Origin of the sequence: Streptomyces sp. NBC_00503, assembly GCF_036346895.1 — a bacterium.
Classification (GTDB): domain Bacteria; phylum Actinomycetota; class Actinomycetes; order Streptomycetales; family Streptomycetaceae; genus Streptomyces.
This window is the reverse complement of the sequence record NZ_CP107855.1, coordinates 6,324,189-6,347,040: the sequence shown is the minus strand read 5'-3', so window position 1 is coordinate 6,347,040 and position 22,852 is coordinate 6,324,189. Positions and strand designations below refer to the sequence as shown.

The 22,852-nt window shown below is 72.3% G+C and carries 22 protein-coding genes and 2 pseudogenes; 18 read left to right on the top strand and 6 right to left on the bottom strand.

The genetic code is table 11. The features are described from left to right. Positions 1-17 precede the first annotated feature (17 nt). From OG490_RS29165 to OG490_RS29105, 13 genes are all read left to right on the top strand, one after another. A complete protein-coding gene (locus OG490_RS29165; RefSeq protein ID WP_330301116.1) occupies positions 18-1,394 on the top strand; it encodes a GAF domain-containing protein in 1,377 nt (458 codons plus the stop codon). 13 nt (positions 1,395-1,407) lie between these two features. Further along, positions 1,408-1,971, top strand: a complete 564-nt coding sequence (locus OG490_RS29160) for a GNAT family N-acetyltransferase (protein ID WP_330299237.1) — start codon at positions 1,408-1,410, stop codon at positions 1,969-1,971. 154 nt (positions 1,972-2,125) lie between these two features. Next, on the top strand, positions 2,126-2,209 hold the full coding sequence (locus tag OG490_RS29155) for a putative leader peptide (protein ID WP_312847410.1): 84 nt from the start codon (positions 2,126-2,128) through the stop codon (positions 2,207-2,209). Positions 2,210-2,410: 201 nt separating this feature from the next. Then, positions 2,411-4,120: a nitrite/sulfite reductase gene (locus OG490_RS29150; protein WP_330299236.1), complete on the top strand. Its 1,710-nt coding sequence runs from the start codon at positions 2,411-2,413 to the stop codon at positions 4,118-4,120. Continuing rightward, entirely contained in the window at positions 4,117-4,296 is a 180-nt protein-coding gene (locus tag OG490_RS29145; RefSeq protein ID WP_330299235.1) for a hypothetical protein, read from the top strand. Before OG490_RS29150 ends, OG490_RS29145 begins: the two co-directional genes overlap by 4 nt. Next, a complete protein-coding gene (locus OG490_RS29140; RefSeq protein WP_330299234.1) occupies positions 4,293-5,021 on the top strand; it encodes a phosphoadenylyl-sulfate reductase in 729 nt (242 codons plus the stop codon). The genes OG490_RS29145 and OG490_RS29140 overlap by 4 nt, the downstream gene beginning before the upstream one ends. A 53-nt stretch (positions 5,022-5,074) precedes the next feature. Next, positions 5,075-5,620, top strand: a complete 546-nt coding sequence (cysC, locus tag OG490_RS29135) for an adenylyl-sulfate kinase (RefSeq protein WP_215148038.1) — start codon at positions 5,075-5,077, stop codon at positions 5,618-5,620. Further along, positions 5,617-6,555 carry a sulfate adenylyltransferase subunit CysD gene (gene cysD / locus OG490_RS29130; protein WP_330299233.1) on the top strand — a complete coding sequence of 313 codons (939 nt, stop codon included), beginning with the start codon at positions 5,617-5,619 and terminating at the stop codon, positions 6,553-6,555. The genes cysC and cysD overlap by 4 nt, the downstream gene beginning before the upstream one ends. A 2-nt stretch (positions 6,556-6,557) precedes the next feature. After that, on the top strand, positions 6,558-7,898 hold the full coding sequence (locus OG490_RS29125) for a sulfate adenylyltransferase subunit 1 (RefSeq protein WP_330299232.1): 1,341 nt from the start codon (positions 6,558-6,560) through the stop codon (positions 7,896-7,898). A gap of 211 nt (positions 7,899-8,109) precedes the next feature. Continuing rightward, complete coding sequence (locus tag OG490_RS29120) at positions 8,110-9,237, top strand: aliphatic sulfonate ABC transporter substrate-binding protein (RefSeq protein WP_330299231.1); 1,128 nt, start codon at positions 8,110-8,112, stop codon at positions 9,235-9,237. A gap of 35 nt (positions 9,238-9,272) precedes the next feature. Beyond that, entirely contained in the window at positions 9,273-10,070 is a 798-nt protein-coding gene (locus tag OG490_RS29115) for an ABC transporter ATP-binding protein (protein WP_330299230.1), read from the top strand. Next, on the top strand, positions 10,057-10,947 hold the full coding sequence (locus OG490_RS29110) for an ABC transporter permease (RefSeq protein WP_330299229.1): 891 nt from the start codon (positions 10,057-10,059) through the stop codon (positions 10,945-10,947). Before OG490_RS29115 ends, OG490_RS29110 begins: the two co-directional genes overlap by 14 nt. Positions 10,948-10,952: 5 nt before the next feature. After that, complete coding sequence (locus tag OG490_RS29105; protein WP_330299228.1) at positions 10,953-11,726, top strand: sirohydrochlorin chelatase; 774 nt, start codon at positions 10,953-10,955, stop codon at positions 11,724-11,726. A 185-nt stretch (positions 11,727-11,911) separates the two neighbouring features. Here the strand turns inward: OG490_RS29105 and OG490_RS29100 are convergent, their stop codons facing one another. Beyond that, the gene (locus OG490_RS29100; RefSeq protein ID WP_330299227.1) at positions 11,912-12,916 is read right to left on the bottom strand and encodes a ketopantoate reductase family protein; all 1,005 of its coding nucleotides are present in this window, start codon (positions 12,914-12,916) and stop codon (positions 11,912-11,914) included. Positions 12,917-12,961: 45 nt separating this feature from the next. On the opposite strand from OG490_RS29100, the gene OG490_RS29095 reads away from it, so the two are divergent. Next, positions 12,962-13,819, top strand: a complete 858-nt coding sequence (locus OG490_RS29095) for an aldo/keto reductase (protein ID WP_330299226.1) — start codon at positions 12,962-12,964, stop codon at positions 13,817-13,819. A 30-nt stretch (positions 13,820-13,849) separates the two neighbouring features. Here OG490_RS29095 and OG490_RS39240 read toward each other — a convergent pair. Further along, positions 13,850-14,749, bottom strand: a pseudogene (locus OG490_RS39240) (AraC family transcriptional regulator); the annotation flags it as partial. Positions 14,750-14,787: 38 nt separating this feature from the next. On the opposite strand from OG490_RS39240, the gene OG490_RS29080 reads away from it, so the two are divergent. Then, positions 14,788-15,405: a zinc-binding dehydrogenase gene (locus OG490_RS29080; protein WP_443065889.1), complete on the top strand. Its 618-nt coding sequence runs from the start codon at positions 14,788-14,790 to the stop codon at positions 15,403-15,405. Between the two features lie 43 nt (positions 15,406-15,448). Here the strand turns inward: OG490_RS29080 and OG490_RS29075 are convergent, their stop codons facing one another. Continuing rightward, a complete protein-coding gene (locus tag OG490_RS29075) occupies positions 15,449-16,003 on the bottom strand; it encodes a DUF1697 domain-containing protein (protein ID WP_330299225.1) in 555 nt (184 codons plus the stop codon). A gap of 20 nt (positions 16,004-16,023) precedes the next feature. Continuing rightward, positions 16,024-17,360, bottom strand: a pseudogene (mgt, locus tag OG490_RS29070) (macrolide-inactivating glycosyltransferase). A 106-nt stretch (positions 17,361-17,466) separates the two neighbouring features. Here mgt and OG490_RS29065 point away from each other — a divergent pair. From OG490_RS29065 to OG490_RS29055, 3 genes are all read left to right on the top strand, one after another. Beyond that, entirely contained in the window at positions 17,467-18,330 is an 864-nt protein-coding gene (locus tag OG490_RS29065; RefSeq protein WP_330299223.1) for a phosphotransferase enzyme family protein, read from the top strand. Between the two features lie 550 nt (positions 18,331-18,880). After that, positions 18,881-19,228, top strand: coding sequence for a hypothetical protein (locus OG490_RS29060; protein WP_330299222.1), 348 nt, complete (start codon positions 18,881-18,883; stop codon positions 19,226-19,228). An 84-nt stretch (positions 19,229-19,312) separates the two neighbouring features. Continuing rightward, complete coding sequence (locus OG490_RS29055) at positions 19,313-20,395, top strand: serine hydrolase domain-containing protein (RefSeq protein ID WP_330301113.1); 1,083 nt, start codon at positions 19,313-19,315, stop codon at positions 20,393-20,395. A 34-nt stretch (positions 20,396-20,429) separates the two neighbouring features. Here OG490_RS29055 and OG490_RS29050 read toward each other — a convergent pair whose 3' ends face one another. Together OG490_RS29050 and OG490_RS29045 are read right to left on the bottom strand one after the other, a co-directional pair. Further along, positions 20,430-21,155: an exonuclease domain-containing protein gene (locus OG490_RS29050; RefSeq protein WP_330301112.1), complete on the bottom strand. Its 726-nt coding sequence runs from the start codon at positions 21,153-21,155 to the stop codon at positions 20,430-20,432. An 85-nt stretch (positions 21,156-21,240) separates the two neighbouring features. Next, a complete protein-coding gene (locus OG490_RS29045; protein ID WP_330299221.1) occupies positions 21,241-22,557 on the bottom strand; it encodes an SAV2148 family HEPN domain-containing protein in 1,317 nt (438 codons plus the stop codon). Positions 22,558-22,852 lie beyond the last annotated feature (295 nt).

Below are 22,852 nucleotides of genomic sequence, written 5' to 3'. Positions count from 1 at the left end.
CGGCACGCATCTCGGCCATGGACGCGCGGGAGGCCGCGCGTCTGCTCAAGGGAGTACGGGAGGCGGCGCTCACCGGGGGCCGGCCCCCGACCGCACCGCGCCCGGAGATCGCCGAGTCCTGGCGCCGGATGCTGGCGGGCGGGGTCCACCCGGACCGCGACACCCGCAACCGGATGCTGTCGTCCGCCGAGACCGAGGAACGGCGCCAGACCTCCCCGCTACGAGAACTCCTGCCCGTCCTGCGCGAGGGGCTGCTGCCCGCGCTGGACGAGGCCCTGCACATCATGGTCGTCGCCGACGCCGACGGGCGGCTGCTGTGGCGCGAGGGCCACTCCTCCATCCTGCGCAAGGCGGACCGGCTCGGCTTCGCCGTGGGAGCCGACTGGGACGAGGCCGTGGTCGGCACCAACGGGGTGGGCACCGCCCTGGTGGCCCGCAGACCGGTCCAGGTGTTCTCGGCGGAGCACTTCGTCTCCAGCCACCACGACTGGACCTGCGCGGGAGCCCCCGTACGGGACCCCCGGGACGGGCAGCTCCTCGGGGTCGTCGACGTCAGCGGCCCGCTGGCCACCATGCACCCGGCGACCCTGGCCTGGGTGAGCTCGGTGGCCCGGCTCGCGGAGCGGGAGCTGCGGATCCGGCACCTGGAGTCCCTGGAACGGCTGCGCTCCGTCGCGGCCCCGCTGCTGGCCCGGCTGCCCGGCCGGGCGGTGGCCGTCGACGGCCACGGCTGGACGGCGGCCGTCACCGGGCTCGCGCCGACGGAGCGGATCCCGCTGCCGAAGACCTTCGGGCCGGGCCGGGTGTGGATGCCGCAGCTGGGCGACTGCGTCGTGGAGCCCCTGCCGGGCGGCTGGCTGCTGACCGTCGCGGAGGTCCGCAGGGGCCCCGAGGCCGCCGCCCGCGTCGTCCTCGACCTGAGCAGGCCCGGGGCGTGGCTGGCCACCGTCTACGGGGCTTCGGGCAGCTGGTCCCAGGAGCTGAGCCCGCGCCACGCGGAGCTGCTGTTCCTCCTGGCGGAGACCCCGCGGGGCCGCTCGGCGGCGGAGCTCTCCCAGGAGCTGTTCGGCGACCCGACGCGGACGGTGACGGTGCGCGCGGAGATGTCCCGGGTCCGGCGCAACCTCGCGGGCGTCCTGACCCACCGCCCGTACCGCTTCGCCGAGGACGTGGAGGTGGAGCTGATCCGCCCGGGGAACCCGGCCGCCCTGCTGCCGCACTCCACGGCCCCGGCGGTGATCAGGGCCCGGCTCTGCCATCCGGGACCGGAGGGGCCGGCGGACCCCGGGGGTCCAGCAGGCGCAGCGGGCCCGGCACGCCCAGCAGGCCCCGGGGGCTCCGGCGGCCCCGACGGCCCTCCCGGGGGGTCCCGGAGCCACGGCTGGGGAATGTGATTCCCTGAAGTCCATGAGCACCATCACCCTGACCACCTGGTCCCTGGAAATGACCTCGCCGTCCGATCTCGTCCCGGCGGCGGTCCCCGGGCCCGAGATCAAGATCGTCCGGTCGGAGGTCCCGTCCCCGGAGTTCAGCCGCTTCCTCTACGCCTCGGTGGGCGGCGACATCCACTGGACGGACCGGCTGGCGCTGACCCGTGCGCAGTGGGTGGAGCAGCTGGAGCGCCCCGGCGTGGAGACGTGGGTGGCGTACGACCGGGGCACGCCCGCGGGCTACGTGGAACTCGACCCGCAGCCGGACGGTGTGGTGGAGATCATGTACTTCGGTCTGCTCCCCGATTTCCGGGGCCGCCGGATCGGCGGGCACCTGCTGTCGGTGGGCATCGAGGCGGCCTGGTCCCTGGCCTCCCGCTGGCCCTCCCTGTCGCCGACGAGCCGGGTCTGGCTCCACACGTGCAGCGAGGACGGCCCGACGGCGATGTCCAATTACCTCCGTCGCGGTTTCAAGGTCTTCCGCGAGGAATCGGAGCCCAAGGAAGCCGCCCCCACCCCGGGTCCCTGGCCCGGCGCGTAGCCGCCGCACCGCACGGCCCCATCGGACCGGGTCCGATGGGGCAAAAGGGCTCCTGAGGTGACCCCCGTCACGGGGATCTCGCGATGCGAGACGAGTTCGTCCGGATTGTGGACAGTAGTGGACTCCTCCAATCGCCACATGCCACGCTTCCGCCATGAACGGAGCTGGAATTGCCTTGGTGAGTCGGCGGCACGTCGACCTCGGCCGCATGTCCAGCGCCATCTGTCCGGCACGCTGAGGGAACCAGCACCGCCACACGGCGCATGGCGCACCGCAGCCGCCGCGCCCGCCGTAAACACAGACAACCACTGCAGCCCCCTGTAGGCAGGACGCCGCCCCAAAAGGGCGATATCCGGCCACATCCGCTCCACGCGCGCCAGGGGTCACGCCGCCGCACCGCCCCCTGCCCATGCCTTGAGCCGAAGAAGGACGTACCGCCATGGCCGCCACCCCCGAAACGACCGCAGCCGCCGCACCCGGCGCCGCCGCGCGCCGCAAGACCGGCCGTCACCGCGGTGAGGGCCAGTGGGCCGTCGGACACCACACGCCCCTCAACGGCAACGAGCAGTTCAAGAGGGACGACGACGGTCTCAATGTGCGGGCGCGCATCGAGAACATCTACTCCAAGGCGGGCTTCGACTCGATCGACCCCAACGACCTGCGCGGCCGTATGCGCTGGTGGGGGCTGTACACCCAGCGCAAGCCCGGGATCGACGGCGGCAAGACCGCGATCCTGGAGCCGGAGGAGCTGGACGACAAGTACTTCATGCTGCGCGTCCGCATCGACGGCGGCCGGCTGACCACCGAGCAGCTGCGCGTCATCGGCGAGATCTCGCAGGAGTTCGCCCGCGGCACCGCCGACCTCACGGACCGGCAGAACGTGCAGTACCACTGGATCCGCATCGAGGACGTCCCGGAGATCTGGCGCCGTCTGGAGGCCGTCGGCCTCTCGACCACCGAGGCCTGCGGTGACACCCCCCGCGTCATCCTCGGTTCGCCCGTCGCCGGCATCGCGCTGGACGAGATCATCGACGGCACCCCCGCCATCGACGAGATCTATGCCCGCATCGTGGGCAACCCCGACTTCTCGAACCTGCCCCGCAAGTTCAAGTCCGCGATCTCCGGCTCGCCGCTGCTCGACGTGGCGCACGAGATCAACGACATCGCCTTCGTGGGCGTGAACCACCCCGAGCACGGCCCCGGCTTCGACGTCTGGGTCGGCGGCGGTCTCTCCACCAACCCGAAGCTGGGTGTGCGCCTGGGCACCTGGGTCTCGCTCGACGAGGTCCCGGACATCTACGAGGGCGTCATCTCGATCTTCCGCGACTACGGCTACCGCCGGCTGCGCACCCGCGCCCGCCTGAAGTTCCTCGTCGCCGACTGGGGCCCGGCCAAGTTCCGCCAGGTCCTGGAGGACGAGTACCTGGGGCGCAAGCTGACCGACGGCCCCGCGCCCGAGCAGCCCAGCGGCCAGTGGCGCGACCACGTCGGCGTCCACCAGCAGCAGGACGGCAAGTTCTACGTGGGCTTCGCGCCCCGCGTGGGCCGCGTCGACGGCGCCACCCTGACCAAGATCGCGGACGTCGCGGCGCAGCACGGCTCCGGCCGGCTGCGCACCACGGCCGAGCAGAAGATGATCGTGCTCGACATCGAGGCCGACCAGGTCGACTCGGTCGTCGCGTCCCTGGAGGCGCTGGACCTGCGGGTCAACCCGTCCCCGTTCCGCCGCGGCACGATGGCCTGCACCGGCATCGAGTTCTGCAAGCTGGCCATCGTCGAGACGAAGGCGCGCGGCGCCTCGCTGATCGACGAGCTGGAGCGCCGCCTGCCGGAGTTCGCCGAGCCGCTGACCATCAACATCAACGGCTGCCCGAACGCCTGCGCCCGTATCCAGGTGGCGGACATCGGTCTCAAGGGCCAGCTGGTCCTGGACGACGACGGCAACCAGGTGGAGGGCTACCAGGTCCACCTGGGCGGCGCACTCGGCCTGGAGGCCGGATTCGGCCGCAAGGTCCGCGGTCTCAAGGTCACCTCGGCCGGTCTGCCGGACTACGTCGAGCGGGTCGTCACGCGCTTCGAGGACCAGCGCGAGGACGGCGAGCGCTTCGCCGCCTGGGTGACCCGCGCGAAGGACGAGGACCTGTCATGAGCGAGCGCGCCGCACCGTTCTACTGCCCGTACTGCGGCGACGAGGACCTGTTCCCGAACGAAACAGGCCACGGCGCCTGGGAATGCAGGGCCTGCAATCGAGCCTTCCAGCTGAAGTACCTCGGGCTGCTGGCCCGGGGTGTTCAGTCCAATGCCGCTGGAGGGGAAGAGATATGACCACCATTCAGGATGCCGATCTCAAAAACGGCACCCCGACGGACGCCGAACTGAAGGCGCTGGCCGAGCAGGCGGGCCGGGACCTCGAGGACGCCACCCCGCTGGAGATCCTCACCTGGGCGGCCGAGACCTTCGGCAAGAAGTTCGCCGTGACCTCCTCCATGGAGGACGCGGTCGTCGCCCACCTGGCCTCCCGCGCCTTCCCCGGCGTGGACGTGGTCTTCCTCGACACCGGCTACCACTTCGAGGAGACCATCGGCACCCGTGACGCGGTCGAGGCCGTGATGGACGTCAACGTCATCACGCTCACCCCGCGCCAGAGCGTCGCCGAGCAGGACGCCGAGTACGGCCCGAAGCTGCACGACCGCGACCCCGACCTGTGCTGCGCGCTGCGCAAGGTCAAGCCCCTGGAAGAGGGCCTGACGGCGTACGACGCATGGGCGACGGGTCTGCGCCGCGACGAGTCCCCGACCCGGGCCAACACCCCGGTGGTCGGCTGGGACGAGAAGCGCCGGAAGGTCAAGGTCTCGCCGATCGCCCGCTGGACCCAGGACGACGTGGACGCGTACGTCCTGGAGCACGGGGTCCTCACCAACCCGCTGCTGATGGACGGTTACGCCTCCGTCGGCTGCGCCCCCTGCACCCGACGGGTGGCGGAGGGCGAGGACGCCCGCGCCGGCCGCTGGGCCGGGCGCGGCAAGACCGAGTGCGGACTGCACGGCTGATGACGGCCACCAGCGCGACCAACGAACGTACCGAACCGACGGAGACGAACCAGATGAGCGTGAGCGACCAGGGCGCCACCGTGTGGCTGACCGGGCTGCCGAGCGCGGGCAAGACCACCATCGCCTACGCGCTGGCCGAGCGGCTGCGCGCCGAGGGCCACCGCGTGGAGGTCCTCGACGGCGACGAGATCCGCGAGTTCCTCTCCGCGGGCCTCGGCTTCAGCCGCGAGGACCGGCACACCAACGTGCAGCGGATCGGTTTCGTCGCCGAACTCCTCGCGTCCAACGGCGTGAAGGCCCTCGTCCCGGTCATCGCTCCGTTCGCGGACAGCCGCGAGGCCGTCCGCAAGCGCCACGCCGCCGAGGGCACCTCGTACCTGGAGGTCCATGTGGCCACCCCGGTCGAGGTCTGCTCGGAGCGTGACGTGAAGGGCCTGTACGCCAAGCAAGCGGCGGGCGAGATCTCCGGCCTGACCGGAGTCGACGACCCGTACGAGGCGCCGGAATCCCCGGACCTCCGTATCGAGTCGCACACGCAGTCCGTGCAGGAGTCGGCTTCGGCCCTGCACGCGCTGCTCACCGAGAGGGGCCTGGCATGAGCGCCACCGTCGCACACGTCCACGATGGGACGGACGCACCCTACGCGCTGTCGCACCTCGACGCCCTCGAATCGGAGGCCGTGCACATCTTCCGCGAGGTGGCGGGCGAGTTCGAGAAGCCGGTGATCCTCTTCTCCGGCGGCAAGGACTCCATCGTCATGCTGCACCTGGCGCTGAAGGCGTTCGCGCCGGCGCCGGTGCCGTTCACCCTGCTCCACGTGGACACCGGCCACAACTTCCCCGAGGTCCTGGAGTACCGGGACCGCGCGGTCGCCAAGCACGGCCTGCGCCTGCACGTGGCCTCCGTCCAGGAGTACATCGACGCCGGCAAGCTGCGCGAGCGCCCGGACGGGGTCCGCAACCCGCTGCAGACCGTCCCGCTCACCGAGGCGATCCAGACCCTGAAGTTCGACGCCGTCTTCGGCGGCGGCCGCCGCGACGAGGAGAAGGCCCGCGCCAAGGAGCGCGTCTTCTCCCTGCGCGACGAGTTCTCCCAGTGGGACCCGCGCCGCCAGCGCCCCGAGCTGTGGCAGCTCTACAACGGCCGCCACGCGCCGGGCGAGCACGTGCGCGTCTTCCCGCTCTCCAACTGGACCGAGCTGGACGTGTGGCAGTACATCGCCCGCGAGAAGATCGAACTGCCGGAGATCTACTTCGCCCACGAGCGCGAGGTCTTCAAGCGCAACGGCATGTGGCTGACGGCCGGCGAGTGGGGCGGCGCGAAGGCGGACGAGACCACCGAGACCCGTCTGATCCGCTACCGCACCGTCGGTGACATGTCCTGCACCGGTGCCGTCGACTCCGACGCCACCACGCTGGACGCCGTGATCACCGAGATCGCCGCCTCCCGGCTCACCGAGCGGGGTGCGACCCGCGCCGACGACAAGATGTCCGAGGCCGCGATGGAAGACCGCAAGCGCGAAGGGTACTTCTAACCATGACCTCCACCACCGAGCAGTTCGCCGACCTGTCGGCGACCACGCTGCTGCGCTTCGCGACCGCCGGTTCCGTCGACGACGGCAAGTCCACCCTGGTCGGGCGCCTGCTGCACGACTCCAAGTCGATCCTCACCGACACCCTCGAAGCGGTCGAGGCGGTGTCCGCCCAGCGCGGTCAGGACACCCCCGACCTGGCGCTGCTCACCGACGGCCTGCGCGCCGAGCGCGAGCAGGGCATCACCATCGACGTGGCCTACCGCTACTTCGCCACCACCCGGCGCCGGTTCATCCTGGCCGACACCCCCGGGCACGTGCAGTACACCCGCAACATGGTGACCGGCGCCTCCACCGCCGACCTCGCCGTGGTGCTGGTCGACGCCCGCAACGGCGTGATCGAGCAGACCCGTAGGCACGCCGCCGTCGCGGCCCTGCTCCGGGTCCCCCACGTGGTCCTGGCCGTCAACAAGATGGACCTGGTGGGCTACGAGGAGTCGGTCTTCGCGAAGATCGCCGAGGAGTTCACCGCGTACGCCTCCGACCTGGGCGTCCCGGAGATCACCGCGATCCCGATCTCGGCCCTGGCCGGGGACAACGTGGTCGAGCCCTCCGCGCACATGGACTGGTACGGCGGCCCCACGGTGCTGGAGCACCTGGAGACCGTCCCGGTCAGCCACGACCTGACGACCTGCCCGGCGCGTTTCCCGGTGCAGTACGTGATCCGTCCGCAGACCGCCGAGAACCCCGACTACCGGGGCTACGCGGGCCAGATCGCCTCCGGCGTGCTGCGGGTCGGCGAAGCCGTCACCGTGCTGCCGTCGGGCCGCACCTCGGTCATCGAGGGCATCGACGCGCTCGGCCAGAGCGTGGACATCGCCTGGGCCCCCCAGTCGGTGACCCTGCGCCTGCGCGACGACATCGACATCTCGCGCGGTGACCTCATCGCACCGTCCGCGAGCGCCCCCGCCACGACGCAGGACGTCGTGGCGACGGTCTGCCACGTGGCGGACCAGCCGCTGGCCGTCGGCGCCCGCGTGCTGATCAAGCACACGACGCGCACGGTCAAGGCCATCGTCAAGGAGATCCCCTCGCGGCTGACCCTGGACGACCTGTCCCAGCACCCGAACCCCGGGCAGCTGGTGGCCAACGACATCGGCCGGGTCGTCGTCCGTACCGCCGAGCCGCTCGCGCTCGACTCGTACGCCGACTCGCGCCGCACCGGGTCCTTCCTGCTGATCGACCCGGCGGACGGCACGACCCTGGCGGCCGGCATGGTCGGCGAATCCTTCGCCTCCACCGCCGAGACGACCGTCCAGGCCGACGAAGAAGGGTGGGACTTCTGATCATGCCTGCCGACATTTACTCCACCTTCGCGAAGGAGGGCGGCCGCGTAGGCAGCGGCTCCCTCGGCAGCGGCCAGGGAGGGGTGGGGCGATGTGCGTGATGACGTACGCGCACTGCATGCGCGCCCTCACCCCCCACGAGCTGTACCTGCCCTTGTTCAGCAAACGAAGACGTGCGTCGTGACACGACGCTACGAGAGGAAGTCCTCCCGTGCCTGCCATCGGTACCTCTGCTAAGACCCTGCGCCGCGGCGTTGCCGCCGCTGCCGCCCTGCCGCTCCTGATCGGCGCGCTCGCCTCCTGCGGCTACGGCTCCGAGGCCAAGAAGGACGGCGCCGCGACCGCGAGCGCTTCCGCCGACACCGGCAAGAAGCTCTCCGCCTCCGAGGTCCGCATCGGGTACTTCCCGAACCTGACGCACGCGACCGCTCTGGTCGGCCTCCAGGAGGGCCTGATCGCCAAGGAGCTCGGCTCCACCACGATCAAGCCGCAGACCTTCAACGCCGGTCCGTCCGAGATCGAAGCCCTCAACGGCGGCTCTCTCGACATCGGTTTCATCGGCCCCTCGCCGTCGATCAACGGCTACGTGAAGTCCAAGGGCTCGAACCTGCGGATCATCTCCGGCTCCGCCTCGGGCGGCGTGAAGCTGGTCGTGAACCCGGAGAAGATCAAGACCCTGGACGACCTCAAGGGCAAGAAGATCGCCACCCCGCAGAAGGGGAACACGCAGGACGTCGCGTTCCTCAACTGGATCGCCGAAAAGGGCTGGAAGGTCGACCCCGAGTCCGGCAAGGGCGACGTCTCCGTCGTCCGCACCGACAACAAGGTCACCCCGGACGCCTTCAAGCAGGGCTCCATCGACGGCGCCTGGGTGCCGGAGCCCACGGCCTCCAAGCTCGTCTCCGACGGCGGTTCCGTCCTCCTCGACGAGACCTCCCTGTGGCCCGACAAGAAGTTCGTGATCACGAACGTCATCGTGTCGCAGAAGTTCCTCAAGGAGCACCCGGACGTGGTCGAGGCCGTGCTCAAGGGCACGGTGAAGACCAACGAGTGGATCAACGCCAACCCGGACAAGGCGAAGGCCTCCGCCAACGCCAAGCTGGCGGCCGACGGCGGCAAGCCGCTCGACGCCAAGGTCATCGACCCGGCGTGGCAGTCGATCCTGGTCACCGACGACCCGCTGGCGGGCACCCTGAAGACCGAGTCGGACTGGGCGGTCAAGGCCAAGCTCATCGAGCAGCCCGAACTGGCCGGCATCTACGACCTGTCGCTGCTGAACAAGGTTCTGAAGGCCGCCGGCAAGCCCGAGGTCTCCGACGCCGGTCTCGGCGCCAAGTAAGTCCGTAGCCCAGACAATCCCAGGAGGTGATGACCATGGCCACCATGCTCGCCAAGGCTGCCGAGGGCACCGTCGCGGAGCAGCACGAGTACGCCGCTCGCATCGAGCACGTCTCGAAGTCCTTCTCCGGCCCGGCCGGATCGCAGCTCGTCCTGGACGACATCAGCCTCGATGTCGCTCCCGGCGAGTTCGTCACCATCCTGGGTGCCTCCGGGTGTGGCAAGTCCACCCTGCTCAACCTGGTCGCGGGACTGGACAAGCCGTCCGTGGGGTCGATCGAGACCCCCGGCGGCCGTCCGGCCCTGATGTTCCAGGAGCACGCCCTCTTCCCGTGGCTCACCGCGGGCAAGAACATCGAACTCGCCCTGCGCCTGCGCGGGGTGGCCAAGGCCGACCGCAAGCCGGAGGCCGAGCGCCTCCTGGAGCTGGTCCGCCTGGGCGGCTCGTACGGCAAGCGGGTCCACGAGCTGTCCGGCGGCATGCGCCAGCGCGTGGCGCTGGCCCGGGCCCTCGCCCAGGACAGTCGGCTCCTCCTCATGGACGAGCCCTTCGCCGCCCTCGACGCCATCACCCGCGACGTACTTCACGGCGAACTCACCCGCATCTGGGCCGAGACCGGTCTGTCCGTCCTCTTCGTCACGCACAACGTGCGCGAGGCGGTCCGGCTCGCCCAGCGCGTGGTCCTGCTCTCCTCGCGCCCCGGCCGGGTCGCGAAGGAATGGACCGTGGGCATCCCCCAGCCCCGCCGCATCGAGGACGCGGACGTGGCCGAGCTGTCCCTTGAGATCACTGAACACCTGCGTGGGGAGATCCGCCGCCATGGCCAGCACTGACACCACCCCGAAGGCGAAGGCCGACGATCTCGCCGGACTCGAAGCGGGCCTCGACGCCCTCGACGCCGTCCAGACCCACCGCACCCCGGTCCGGGAAGTCCTCGTCAAGAAGGTCCTCCCGCCGGTCCTCTCGGTCGGACTCGTCCTGGTGGTGTGGCAGGTCCTCGTCTCGGCGAAGGTCGTCGAGGAGACCAAGCTGCCCGCGCTGTCCGCCGTCTGGGACAGCCTGTCCGACATGTGGCTCAAGGGCACCCTGATCGAGGTCGTCTGGACCAGCGTCTCCCGCGGTCTGCTCGGCTTCCTCCTGGCCCTGGCCATCGGTACGCCGCTGGGCCTGCTCGTCTCCCGGGTCAAGTTCGTCCGGGCCGCGATCGGCCCGATCCTCCAGGGCCTGCAGTCCCTGCCCTCGGTCGCCTGGGTTCCTCCGGCCGTCCTGTGGTTCGGCCTCAACGACACCATGATGTACACGGTGATCCTGTTGGGCGCCGTACCGTCCATCGCCAACGGGCTCGTCTCCGGCGTCGACCAGATCCCGCCGCTGTACCTGCGGGCGGGCCGCACCCTCGGCGCCACCGGACTACGCGGCGCCTGGCACATCGTCCTGCCCGCCGCCCTCCCCGGCTACGTCGCCGGCCTCAAGCAGGGCTGGGCCTTCTCCTGGCGCTCGCTCATGGCCGCGGAGCTCATCGCCTCCTCGCCCGACCTGGGCCTGGGCCTGGGCCTGTTGCTGGAGAACGCCCGCAACAACATCGACCTGCCCGGCGTGTTCCTCGCGATCATCCTGATCCTGGTCGTCGGCATCGCCATCGACCTGCTGATCTTCAGCCCGGTCGAGCGGTGGGTGCTGCGCACCCGCGGCCTGCTGGTCAAGAGCTGATCACCGTGCACGCGCACTCCACGCACTCGCCTGCCCTGCTGGTCATAGCCCACGGCAGCCGCGATCCGCGGCACGCGGCCACCGTGCACGCCCTCACCGGGCGGGTACGGGCGCTGCGGCCGGGACTTCGCGTGGAAACGGCCTTCCTGGACTTCGACACCCCGACCGTCGACCAGGTGGTGGCCTCCCTCTACCTGTCGGGCGTACGGGAGATCGTGGCCCTGCCGCTGCTCCTGACGCGGGCGTTCCACGCGAAGTCCGACATCCCGGCGGTGCTCGCGGGAGCCGGATCCCACCTGCCGGACCTCTCCATCCGCATCGCGGACGTACTCGGCCCTTCCCCGCTGCTGCTCGCGAACCTGGAGCGGCGCCTGTGGGAAGCCGGCCTCACCCCGGCGGACCGCGCCACCACCGGTGTGGTGCTCGCGTCCGCCGGTTCCTCGGACCCGGAGGCGATCGCAGTGATCGCTGAAATCGCGCGGGAGTGGCGGCACACCGGTTGGTGCGCCGTGCGGCCTGCGTTCGCCTCCGCTGTTCTCCCCCGGACGGAGGACGCCGTCCGTGCACTGCGCGCGGAGGGCGTCCGCCGGATCGCGGTGGCCCCGTACGTGATCGCCCCCGGCCGGCTCCCGGACCGCATCGCGGCCGGCGCCGAAGCCGCGGGCGCGGACGTGGTCTCCGCCGTCCTGGGCCCTTCCCCGGAACTGGCCCGCCTGCTGCTCCGCCGGTACGACGCAGCCACCGCAGCCCCGGCCCGGCTCCCGGCCCTTTCGGCGTAGCCGCTGCGCGGAGCCTGCTCCCTGGGGCTCCGCCCCAGACCCCGCGCCTCAAACGCCGGCGGGCTGGATCTTTCAGCCGTCCGGCGTTTGAGGACCGGGTCCGGGCAGAGCCCGGCTGGGGGTCCCCCCGGACGGAGTCTGGGGGATGGTGGAAGGGCGGGTAGGGGACCGCTCCGCGCAGCGGCTCAGGCCCGCGCCAGCGCCTCGTCGGCCAGGGCCGTCAGGTCCTCGATGGACATCGCACCAGGCGGCAGGCCCTCCCGGGCAAAGATATTGGCCGCGTGCCGCAACGTGTCGTTCACGGGGGTGGCCACCCCATGAAGCCGCCCGAGCAGCGTGATCTCCCCGTTGAGATAGTCGGCTTCGACCGACCCCGTCCCCCGCGCCAGCGACTGCCACGACGACCCGCCCCGCACCCCGGCCGGCTGGTCCACCTTGCCGTCGCGCGCCGCGGACTGCTCGGCCTCCGAAGCAAAAGAGATCCCCGCCGCCGCGTACACGGCCTTGCCCTCGCGGATCGCCCGCAGCAGCAGCGCGCCCTTCGCAGGTTCCGGCTCCGGTCCCGTCGTCGCCTGGATCGCGTTGCCCAGGTTGCCCAGCAGCTTCGCGTACTTCCACCGCATCACGTCGTCGACGACCGGCGCCTCGAAGCCCGCCTTCTCCAGGTCGGCGGCGATCCGCCGGGCCTTGCCGTCCGCCGGGCCGCCGGCGGCGCGCCCGATGTGCAGGATCCCGGTCAGCGGGGCACACAGTGCGGACACGGTCCCGGGCTCCAGGAACGTCGCCGGCAGCCACACGCAGACCCCGTACACGCGCGCGAAGCGCCGTAGGGCGAGGCGTTCGCTCTCCACGCCGTTCTGCGCGCACAGCACCGGCAGCCGCTGGGCCGCGGTGCCGCCGCCCGCGACCTCGGCGTCGCCCCACGCGTCGAGCGCGGCGATCGCGTCCTGGGTCTTGACCGTCAGCAACAGGACGTCGTCCGACCGCAGTTCGCCCAGCTCTCCCGGTCCGCCGACCACGGGCAGCCGGTGCACCCGTTCCCCGTCCGCCGTCGTGAGCCGCAGCCCGTCCGCCCGGAGGGCCTCCTGGTGGGCGCCCCGCGCGACGAGGACGACCTCGCTGCCGGAGTCCGCGAGCCGTCCGCCGATGGTCGCGCCGATCGCCCCGGCGCCGATGATGATGTAACGCATGCCCACGAGCGTGGCACATCCACGGCCCTGGGCTACGGTCGGGCCATGTCTGTTGACGTGGATGAGATGTTCACCCTCGGCGGGGACCTGCCCCTGCGCCGCCTCGGGCTCGGCACCGGCGGCCTGGTCGGCGCCGGCTACTGGGGCCCGCGCGGCAGCCGTGCCGAAGCCCGTACGGTGCTGCGCGCGGCCGTGGAGCGCGGGGTCACCCTGATCGACACCGCCGACAACTACGGCCCCGGCCTCGCCGAGGAGCTGGTCGCCGAGGCCCTCCACCCGTACCCGGAGGGGCTGGTGGTCTCCACCAAGGGCGGAGTGGTGCGCACGGGGCCCGACCAGTGGCACGTGGCGGGCCGCCCGCAGGAGCTCCGGGCCATGTGCGAGGCGAGCCTGGGCAGGCTGCGCCTGGACCGGATCGACCTCTACCAGCTGCACCGCTTCGACCCCGCCGTCCCGATGGCGGAGCAGCTGGGCGCGCTGGCCGAGCTCCGGGCGGAGGGGAAGATCCGCCACATCGGGCTGAACACGGTGACGGCGCAGCAGCTGCGCGAAGCCCTCGCGGTGGTCCCGGTGGCGAGTGTCCAGAACCCGTACAACCTGCTCGACCGCGCCTCGGCGGAGCTCCTCACCCTCTGCGAGGAGCGCGGCATCGCCTTCCTCCCCTACTACCCGCTGGGCAGCGGCGCCCTGACCAGCGGGAGCGCGGCAGCGCTGACGGCGGTGGCCGCCGAGCACGGCGCGTCCACCGGCCAGATCGCCCTGGCCTGGCTGCTCCACCACTCCCCGGTCCTCTGCCCTACCCCGGGCACCGGCTCCCCGGCCCACCTGGCGGAGAACCTGGACGCGACCACCATCCACCTGACCGCGCGCGAAATGGCCCTGCTGGACGGGCTGGCGGGCTGAGAGGCGGACGGGCTGGCCGGGGCACCGGGTTCAGTTCCCGCGCCGGTACGCGCCGGGCGGCATGCCGTACATGCGCTTGAACGCGTCGGCGAAGGCGAACTCGGAGGCGTAGCCCACCTGGACCGCGATGGATCTCAACGGCGCCTTGGAGGCCCGCAGCAGGCGGGCCGCCGTGGTCATCCGCCACCAGGTCAGGTAGCCGAGGGGCGGCCGCCCGACCAGTGCCGCGAAGCGTCTGGCGAACGCCGCCCGGGAGAGACCGGCTTCGGCGGCGAGCGCCGCCACCGTCCACGGGGCCGCCGGCTCCCGGTGGATGGCGGCCAGGGCGGCGGTGACGCAGGTGTCGTTGAGGGCTGCGGCCCAGCCGGTGGTGTTCCCGCGGGCGAGCTGTTCGGCGAACCAGATGCGCAGGATGTACAGCAGCAGGGTGTCCAGGAGCGCCGGGACGACCGCGTCCATGCCCAGGCGGCGGTCGTCCAGCTCGGCGGCCAGGAGCCCCACGGCCGAGCGCAGTTCCCGGTGGCGGCCCTCGTTCGCGGGAAGGTGGATGCGGTCGGGCAGGGTGTGCAGCAGCGGGTGGGCGCGGTCCGGGTCGAGCCGGTAGGTCCCGCAGAGCAGTGCCGTGACCGGGCCCTGCGCCCCGGAGCGGTCGACGCTGTCGGAGGCGTAGGGCCCGGACGGCAGGGGGCCGTCGGGTCCGCAAAGGGTCACCGGTGCCGGGGTGGCGGGGCTGTCGGCCAGGGTGTGGCCATGGCCGCGGGGCATGAACAGCACGTCGCCCGCGCCGAGTCGGAGGAGGTCCGCACCGGGCTCCAGCAGCCAGCAGTGGCCCTGGAGCACCACCTGGAACCCCGCGGATCCCGGAACGGTGGCGAACTCCTGCGCCCACGGCGCGTGCCACCGTACGTGCGCTCCGGGTCGCCGCGACCTCGTTCAATCCCACCGAAGCCGCCCTGCGCGGCGGGCTGTTGCAGGCGTTCCTGCCCGTGGAGCTTCCCTACACCCTCGGCTGGGACGTGGCCGGGACGGTCGCCGAAGTCGACCCGGGGGCACGGGGGTTCGCGGTCGGGGACCGTGTCATCGGCCGGCTCGACGATGCGGGCGGGGCCGCGCAGTACGTACGGGCCCCCGTCGCCACGCTGGTCGCGGCGCCCGCCTCGCTGCCCCTCGCGCACGCCACGGCCAGTGCCCGCAGCGCCGCGGCGGTCCGGCGGCAGGGGGCCGACGAGGTGGTCGACTACACCGCCGGGCCGGTGGGCGGCGCGCTCGACGGTCCGGTGGACACGCTGCTGAACCTGGTCCCGCTGAGCCCGCCGGACTCCGCCGCCCTGGCCTCCCTGGTACGGCCCGGCGGACGGATCGTCTCGATCGCGACCCCGCTGGAGCCGCCGGCCGCCTCCGGCGTGAGCGCGATGCACATGGTCGCCCGCAACGACCCGGCGCAGCTGGCCGCGCTGGTGGCCCTCGTCGACGCGGGCACGGTCACCGTGGACATCAGCGCGTCACGTCCGCTGTCCGACCTCGCCGATGTCCACCGCCTCGGCGAGGCAGGACGGATCCGGGGCAAGGTCGTCCTCGTACCGTGAGCCCGGGCCGACCGGGCCTACGGGACCGACGGGGAACACCCCCTCAGGCCCCGGTCAGTTCGACGAGCTTGGCGACCGTGTTCCAGTTGCGGGACGTGACGTCGAGGCCCTTCACCACGGCCGGCTTCGCGAGTGCTTCGCCCAGTTTCGAGCGGCCGAGGCCGTTCGGGGCGTAGAGGTAGATCACCCGGTCGCCGACGCGGTACTCCTCCGGGAGGTACGCGGGTCCGTCGATCGAGGCGAAGCGGGACTCGGCGGGCTGCTCCGAGCAGAAGGTGGCGTGGAGCTGCTTGCCTTCGAGTTCGGCGGCCGGGAAGGGGCAGGCGTCGGCCACGGCGCGCAGGTAGGGCCCGTCGACCACGAGGCAGGGGACCCGGAAGCCGAAGTGGGCCTCGATGGCGGCCTCCAGCTCGCGGGCGAGGTCCTCGGGGGTCTTCTTCGACGCGGTGGCGAAGACGGCGTTGCCGCTCTGTAGGTACGTCTCCACGTCCGTATGGCCGAGGCCGGCCAGGACCGTCCTGAGTTCGGCCATCGGGACCTTCTTGTTCCCGCCGACGTTGATGCCGCGCAGCAGCGCCGCGTACTTCCGAATGGTCATGCCCGAACGATAGGGCGGCCCTATGACATTCCGGCCTCTGCGGCTGATGGGGTCCTTTCGGCTGATGGGGTCCCGTCGGCTGACGCGGTCCCTTCCGCCAGTTCGGCCTCGATCAGGTCCGCAGCCCGCCGCGTGCCGCCCTCGGTGGCCATCTGTGCGCGGATCGCCTCCGCCCGCGCCGCCACCTCCGGGTCGGCGACCAGGGTGAGGACGGCCTTGCGCAGGGTGGCGGCGTCGGCCTCGGCCATCGGGAGGTGCCGGGCCACGCCGAGGGCGGCCAGCATGTCGGCGTTGCCGAACTGGTCGACGGCCTGCGGGACCGCGACCATCGGGGTGCCGGTGGCCAGTCCCTCCTGGCTGCCGCCCGCGCCCGCGTGGGTGATGAAGGCGTCGGCCCGGTGCAGGATGTCGAGTTGGGGAACCCAGCGGTGGACTTCGGCGTTGGCGGGGATCTCGCCGAGCTCGGCCTCGTCGGTGAACTTGCCGATCTGGAGCACCACGTGCCAGTCGGGCAGGTCCCGGAAGGCCTCCAGGCAGGCGCGGTAGAAGGCGGGCTGCTTGGTGAAGGTGGAGCCGAGGGAGACCAGGAGGATCTTCTTGCCTTCGGCCCGCGCCGGGCTCCGCCACGTCCCCTGGGTGGCGCTGCGGTCGCCCTGGCAGGCCCCGACGAAGGTGTACACGGCTTCGTCGACCCGGTCGGCGTGCGGCTGGAGGGCGCGCGGGATGAGTACGAGGCTGCGGCGGGGCCGGCCGACGAACCGGTCGCTGTCCTCGTCGATGCCGTTCTCGTCGAGCCAGGAGCGGAAGCGGGCGTAGTACGCCTTCCCGCGCTCGGAGGCGCGCAGTCCGGCGAACAACGGCTCGGCGACCTCCTCCTCGTAGCCGGTCCAGGCGACCAGGTTCGGGGAGAGGGAGACGGCGGGGACCCCCCAGCGGTGGGCGAGGACGATCGCCGGGTAGGCGGTGATGTCGTGGAGGACGAGGTCCGGCTCGTCGCCATTGAAGGCGGCCGCCAGTTGCGGAAGCGCTTGGACGGCGTCGGTGAGGAAGGGCTCGATGTTGTCGATGAGTTCGGCGCCCCAGGCCTCGGGTTCGTCCTCGGTGGGGAGGGTGGAGTTCCAGATCACCGGGGTGGCCCCGGTCTCGGCGATCTTGTCCGCGTAGGCGGCGGGGACGGCGTAGCTGACGCGGTGGCCGCGGGCGACGAGTTCCCGGATCACTTCGATGCTCGGATTCACGTGACCGGCGGCGGCGATGGAGAACATGGCGATGTGGGCGGGCCGGCCCGGCAGGCCGTGGGCTGAGGTCATGCCTCCACCATAACGAGACGAGACGTCTCGTTCAACCGGAAAGGGATCGGCCGGGTGCGAAACTGGGCGCATCACGATCACCCCGGGGGCTCCACCGAGCCCCCGGGACGCCCGGAGCACCGGGACGGACGGCGGAGAACGGCGGAGAACGGCATGGACGAGGCGCAGGCCAGGGACGCACTGACGGCGGCGGGCCTCGCCGCACGGGCCGAATCCCCCGAGCTGCTGGCCCTCGGCGAGAATGCCGTCTTCGCGCTCGGCGACGGCCTCGTCGCCAAGGTCGGCCGGGAAGCGGCCCTGCTGCCCCGCGCCGAGCTGGAGCTCGCGGTGGCGGGCTGGCTCGCGGAGTCCGGGGTCCCGGCGGTCCGCGCGGCCGAGCCGGAGCCCCGGCTGGTCGACGGGCACCCGGTGACGGTGTGGCACCGGCTCCCCGACGCGGTCCGCCCCGCCGGCCCCGAGGACCTCGCGGTACTGCTGCGCCGGATCCACGCCCTGCCCGCGCCCCCCTTCGTACTGCCCCCGCGGGATCTGCTGGGCGGGGTCGAGCGCTGGCTCCGGCTCGCGGGCGGGGCGATCGACCCGGCGGACGCGCAGTACCTGCGGGCCCGCCGCGACGGCTACGCCTCCGAGGTCGCCGCCCTCACCCCCCACCTGGCACCGGGCCCGATCCACGGCGACGCGCTGCCGCGCAACGTCCACGTGGGCGCGGACGGGCCGTTCCTGGTCGACCTGGAGACGGTCTCCTTCGACCTGCGCGAACACGACCTGGTGGTGATGGCCCTGTCCCGCGACCGCTACGGCCTGCCCGCCGGGTCCTACGAAGCGTTCGCCGCCGCGTACGGGTGGGACGTGCGCTCATGGGAGGGCTGCGCGGTCCTGCGCGGCGCCCGCGAAACGGCCAGCTGCGCCTGGGTCTCCCAGCACGCCCCGACCAACCCGAAGGCCCTGGCCGAGTTCCGCCGCCGGGTCGACTCCCTGCGCGAGGGCGACACGGAAACCCGCTGGCACCCGTTCTAGGGCTGACGTATCAATTCCCGCATATGAACATCCCCGTCACCATTCATCAGGCCCGGCTCGGTCGGGCGGAGTTCAAGGTCATCCGCCCGGCCCGGCCGCCGGCCCGCGCAGTGCTCGTCGACCGCGACCGGTTCCTGGACTTCCATCTCGACCGGCATGCCGCACGGCTCACCGCCGGGCTGTGGTCGATGGCCGCCTCCTCCCCGCGCTCGCTGATCCACCTGCCGATCCGGACCAACACGGATCCCGGGTCCGATCCGCTGGATCCCGGCAGGCGGCAGCTCGACCTCGTCCTGCTGCACCACTCGCTGCGGTTCCCGCCCCGAGGGCCTGTCGTCACATTGCCGTCTGCCCCGCGGCGCCTGGCACGCACTCTCGCCGTACCGGGCGCAAGCCCTGGTACGTCCAGTACGAGGGCTTCCGCCCGGCACGCCGAGAGCACGCACCAGACCCCGCGGGGCCGCCCTTCGGGCGACGACGGCAATGTGACGACAGGCCCTCGCGCTGGAAGGAGCTGCGCGCACGGCTGGGTCCGGGCCGCGCGCAGACCGTGTCGCCGCCCGCTCCCGCGCCCTGCTCCGAAGCCGGGTCCGCCGATCCGGGGGTACGCCACCACGCCGAGAACCGGGACCTGTTCCACCAGCACCTCCACGCCGACACCCTCTTCATGACCGGCAGCGCGAAGCTGTTCCGGGAGACCGCCCGTCGCTTCTTCGACGTCGCCCTGTACGGTCCCGGGCACGGGGCAGGTTCCAGCGGCTACGGGCACTACTGCACCGAATTCCACTCGCTCGACGGCATCCTCGGCAACGCACGCCAGCTCCACATCGAATACCGCGACCGGTGGGATCCGCGAGAGTCGGCAGAGTCGGCAGAGCCCGCCGGTAACACGCCCTGATGTCCCGAAGATCCCCGTAGGAGTTGGCTCGTGCGTGAGCAGGCAGGGCCGGTCGCGGTGGCCTTGGCAGTGGCCGTGGGCCTCATGACGACGGCCGTCCTGGCGCCGCCCGCCGCATCCGCCGCCGGATCCGCCGCCGGGCCGGACGGTGTGCAGCGGGGCCTGGACGCGCTGGTGCGCTCCGACGGCCTGCCCGCCGCGCTGGCGAGCGTCGAGGACCGCGAGGGCCGCACCCGTACCTACACCGCGGGGGTGGGTGACCTGGCCACCGGCTCGCGGGTGCCGGTCGACGGACAGGTCCGGATCGGCAGCAACACCAAGGTGTTCACAGCGGTGGTGGCCTTGCAGCTGGTCGGCGAGGGGAGGCTCGACCTCGACGCCTCCGTCGACACCTATCTGCCCGGGCTCCTTCGCGGGGAGGGGATCGACGGACGCGGGATCACCGTCCGCCGGCTCCTCCAGCACACCAGCGGACTTCCCGACTACGGGGACCTCGTCGGCGACGACATGCTCCGGCGCCGGTCCTTCGACCCCCGCGAACTCCTGGACCTCGCCCTGCGGCGCACGGCCGACTTCGCCCCGGGGACGAAATGGCAGTACAGCAACACGAACTACGTGGTGGTCGGTCTGATCATCCAGGAGGTCACCGGCCGGCCCCTCGCGCAGGAGATCGAGGAGCGCGTCATCCGGCGCATCGGGCTGCGCCACACCTACTTCCCCGACCCCGGGGACACCACCCTGCGGGAACCGCACCCCGAGGGCTACGAGCGGGACCCGGCGGGCGCGCCGGTGCGGGAGGTCACGGAGATCGACCCCTCGGCGGGCTGGGCGGCGGGCCAGCTGATCTCCACCGACTCCGACCTCGACCGGTTCTTCGGCGCGCTCCTGGCCGGCCGGCTCCTCCCGGCGGCCCAGCTCGCCCAGATGCGCACCACCGTCCCCATCGGGGACTCCGGGGCCGGCTACGGACTGGGGATCGTGAGCAGGCCGCTGTCGTGCGGCGGTGTCTACTGGGGCCACGGCGGTGACATCCCGGGCTACGAGACCCGGGGCGGAGCCACCGATGACGGCCGCGCCGCCCACGTCACGGTGACCGCGATCCCGGCGGACCCGGCGGTCACGGCCCGCCTGGAGGACGTCGTGGACACGGCCCTGTGCCGGGGCTGAACCGCGCCCGGGGACGGGTCGCGGCCACCTGGGCTCACGCCCCCGCGGCCACCAGCCCCCGCAGCGGCCACGCCGGGTCGATCACCGCGTCCGGGCTGCCCTGCCCCCGCAGGTACGCCTGGAAGTCCCGGGCCCAGCGCTGGTGCCAGTCGCCCTGGCGGGCGTGCAGGGCTTCGGGGGCGAGGGCTGCCACCTCCGGGTGGCGGGCGGCTATCGCACGGGCCACGCCCACCGCGGCCAGCGCGTCCGCCCCGGCGTCGTGCGCGGCGTCGAGGGTGACCCCGTACACCCCGCAGGCCGCCTCCAGCGTGCGCTTGCCGCGCCGGTAGCGGTCGACGGCCCGGTCTATGGTCAGCGGGTCCACCACGGGCCCGGTCTCCGCGCCGCCCAGCCGGTCGGCGAGCGAGGGCAGTCCGTGCCGGGCGAGCTCGGCCGTCAGCAGGGTCAGGTCGAAGGCCGCGTTGTAGGCGACGACGATCGCGCCCGCCCGCCAGTGCTCGACCAGCGCGGCCGCGATCTCGTCCGCGACCTCCCGCACCGGGCGGCCCTCCGCGACCGCCCGCTCGGTGCTGATGCCGTGGATCGCCGAGGCCTGTTCCGGGATCGGTATCCCGGGATCCGCGAGCCACGTGCGCCGGCCGTACACCTCGCCGCCCCGCACCTCGACCACCGCGGCCGTCACGATCCGCGACTCCCCCGGCTCCGTACCAGTCGTCTCCAGGTCGAACCCGATCAGCACTCCGCCGTGCCAGTCCCCCATGCCGTGCAAGTCCACCCCGTGCCCCTCCCCCACCCGTACCCGTACTTCGGTCAACGACTTTCAGCCTGCCACGGGCCACTGACAGTCAGGACACCGGGCGGGAATCCTGCCAGATCGACTCGAATTCCTCACGGTACGTCGGGAAGAGTCCGTGCTCGGCATCGCGACCGTCGCGGCCGTCGCGCCCGGTCTCGCGCGGGCCGCCACGACCGCCGCCGCGCAGGACCAGGACGGGGGCCTCCATGCCGCGGGCCCGGCGCAGGTACGACTGGACCACCGCGATGCCCGAGGACTCGCCCTCCACCAGGTAGGCGGTGAAGCGCGGGGTCTCGTCGAAGACGTGGATCTCGAAGCCGGAGGCGTCCCGCAGCCCCGCCCGGACCCGCCGCACGTGCAGGATGTTCATCTCCACCGAGCGGCTCAGCTCGCCCTTGCGCAGTCCGAGCTCCCGCTCGCGCCGTTTGACGGCGCTGCTCGCCGGGTTCAGGAACAGCAGCCGCACCCGGCAGCCGGCCTCGGCGAGGCGTACGAGTCTTCGGCCCGAGAAGTTCTGGACCAGGAGGTTGAGGCCTATACCGATCGCGTCGAGCCGGCGCGCACCGCCGAACAGGTCCTCCGCCGGGAGCTGGCGCTGCAGCCGCACCCGGTCCGGATGGACGGAGATGACGTCCGCGTACCGGTCCCCGACCAGGTCCTCGACGGCGTCGATCGGCAGCCGGTCCGCCGACGGCGAGCCCGCGCCGCCGCCCAGTACCTCCAGCAGCCGCGCGGAGGCCCGCTCGGCCTGTTCCAGGACGGCCCGCGACAGGGCGCGGTTGCGGGAGACGACGTTGCGGGTGACCTCCAGCTCGTCCAGGGCCTGCTCGATGTCGCGCCGGTCGTCGAAGTACGGCTCGAAGCAGGGCCAGTGCTGGACCATCAGCTCGCGCAGCTGCGGCAGGGTGAGGAAGCTGAGCACGTTGTCGTCGGCGGAGTCCAGCAGGTAGCCCTTGCGCCGGCTGACCTCCCGTACCGCGACCGCGCGCTGCACCCATTCCTGCCCGGCGGGCCCGGCGGCCGCGACCACCCAGTCGTCCCCGCCGCCGCCGTGCACGGGCTCGTAGACAGGCCGGAGCACGGCCCCGACCACCGCCCGCAGCCGCTGTTCGACCAGATTCAGCCAGATGTACGCACGGCCCGCGCGCTGGGCCCGGGTGCGGACCTCGCTCCAGGCGTCCGCGCCCCAGTCCAGCTCGGCCCCGGTCCCGGCTCCGGCCGGCTCCCGGCCGGTCCTCCCGGACTCCGGCGGGGCCAGCGACACCGCTCCGGCGGGCAGCCCTCCCGACGCCGTACCCGCGGCGTCCGCCGGGCCTCCCTCGTGACCGCTGTCACCAGGGGGCAGCTCCAGACCTCCCGAGCTCACCCGTGCACCGCCTCCTGCGTCTGGACGCCCGTCTCCAGTGATCACGGAAGGGTACTCCGCGCGCAGGGCCCCCTGCAGCCCTATGGGGGCCGACGGTCCGTACAGCGGCTGTCCGTTGACCCATTATCCGATGTCCCCGTCATCCGATGTACCCACGGTCCGCCGACCCTCTTATCAGCTCTCCGGGTCACCCGGTAGGACCCTCCCAAGTCCCCGCGTGAGGCCCCTCTTTCGGGGAAGATCTGGCAGTGACGTGGTCCTCGCCGCAGAAGGCCAGCACAGTAGCCCGACACGG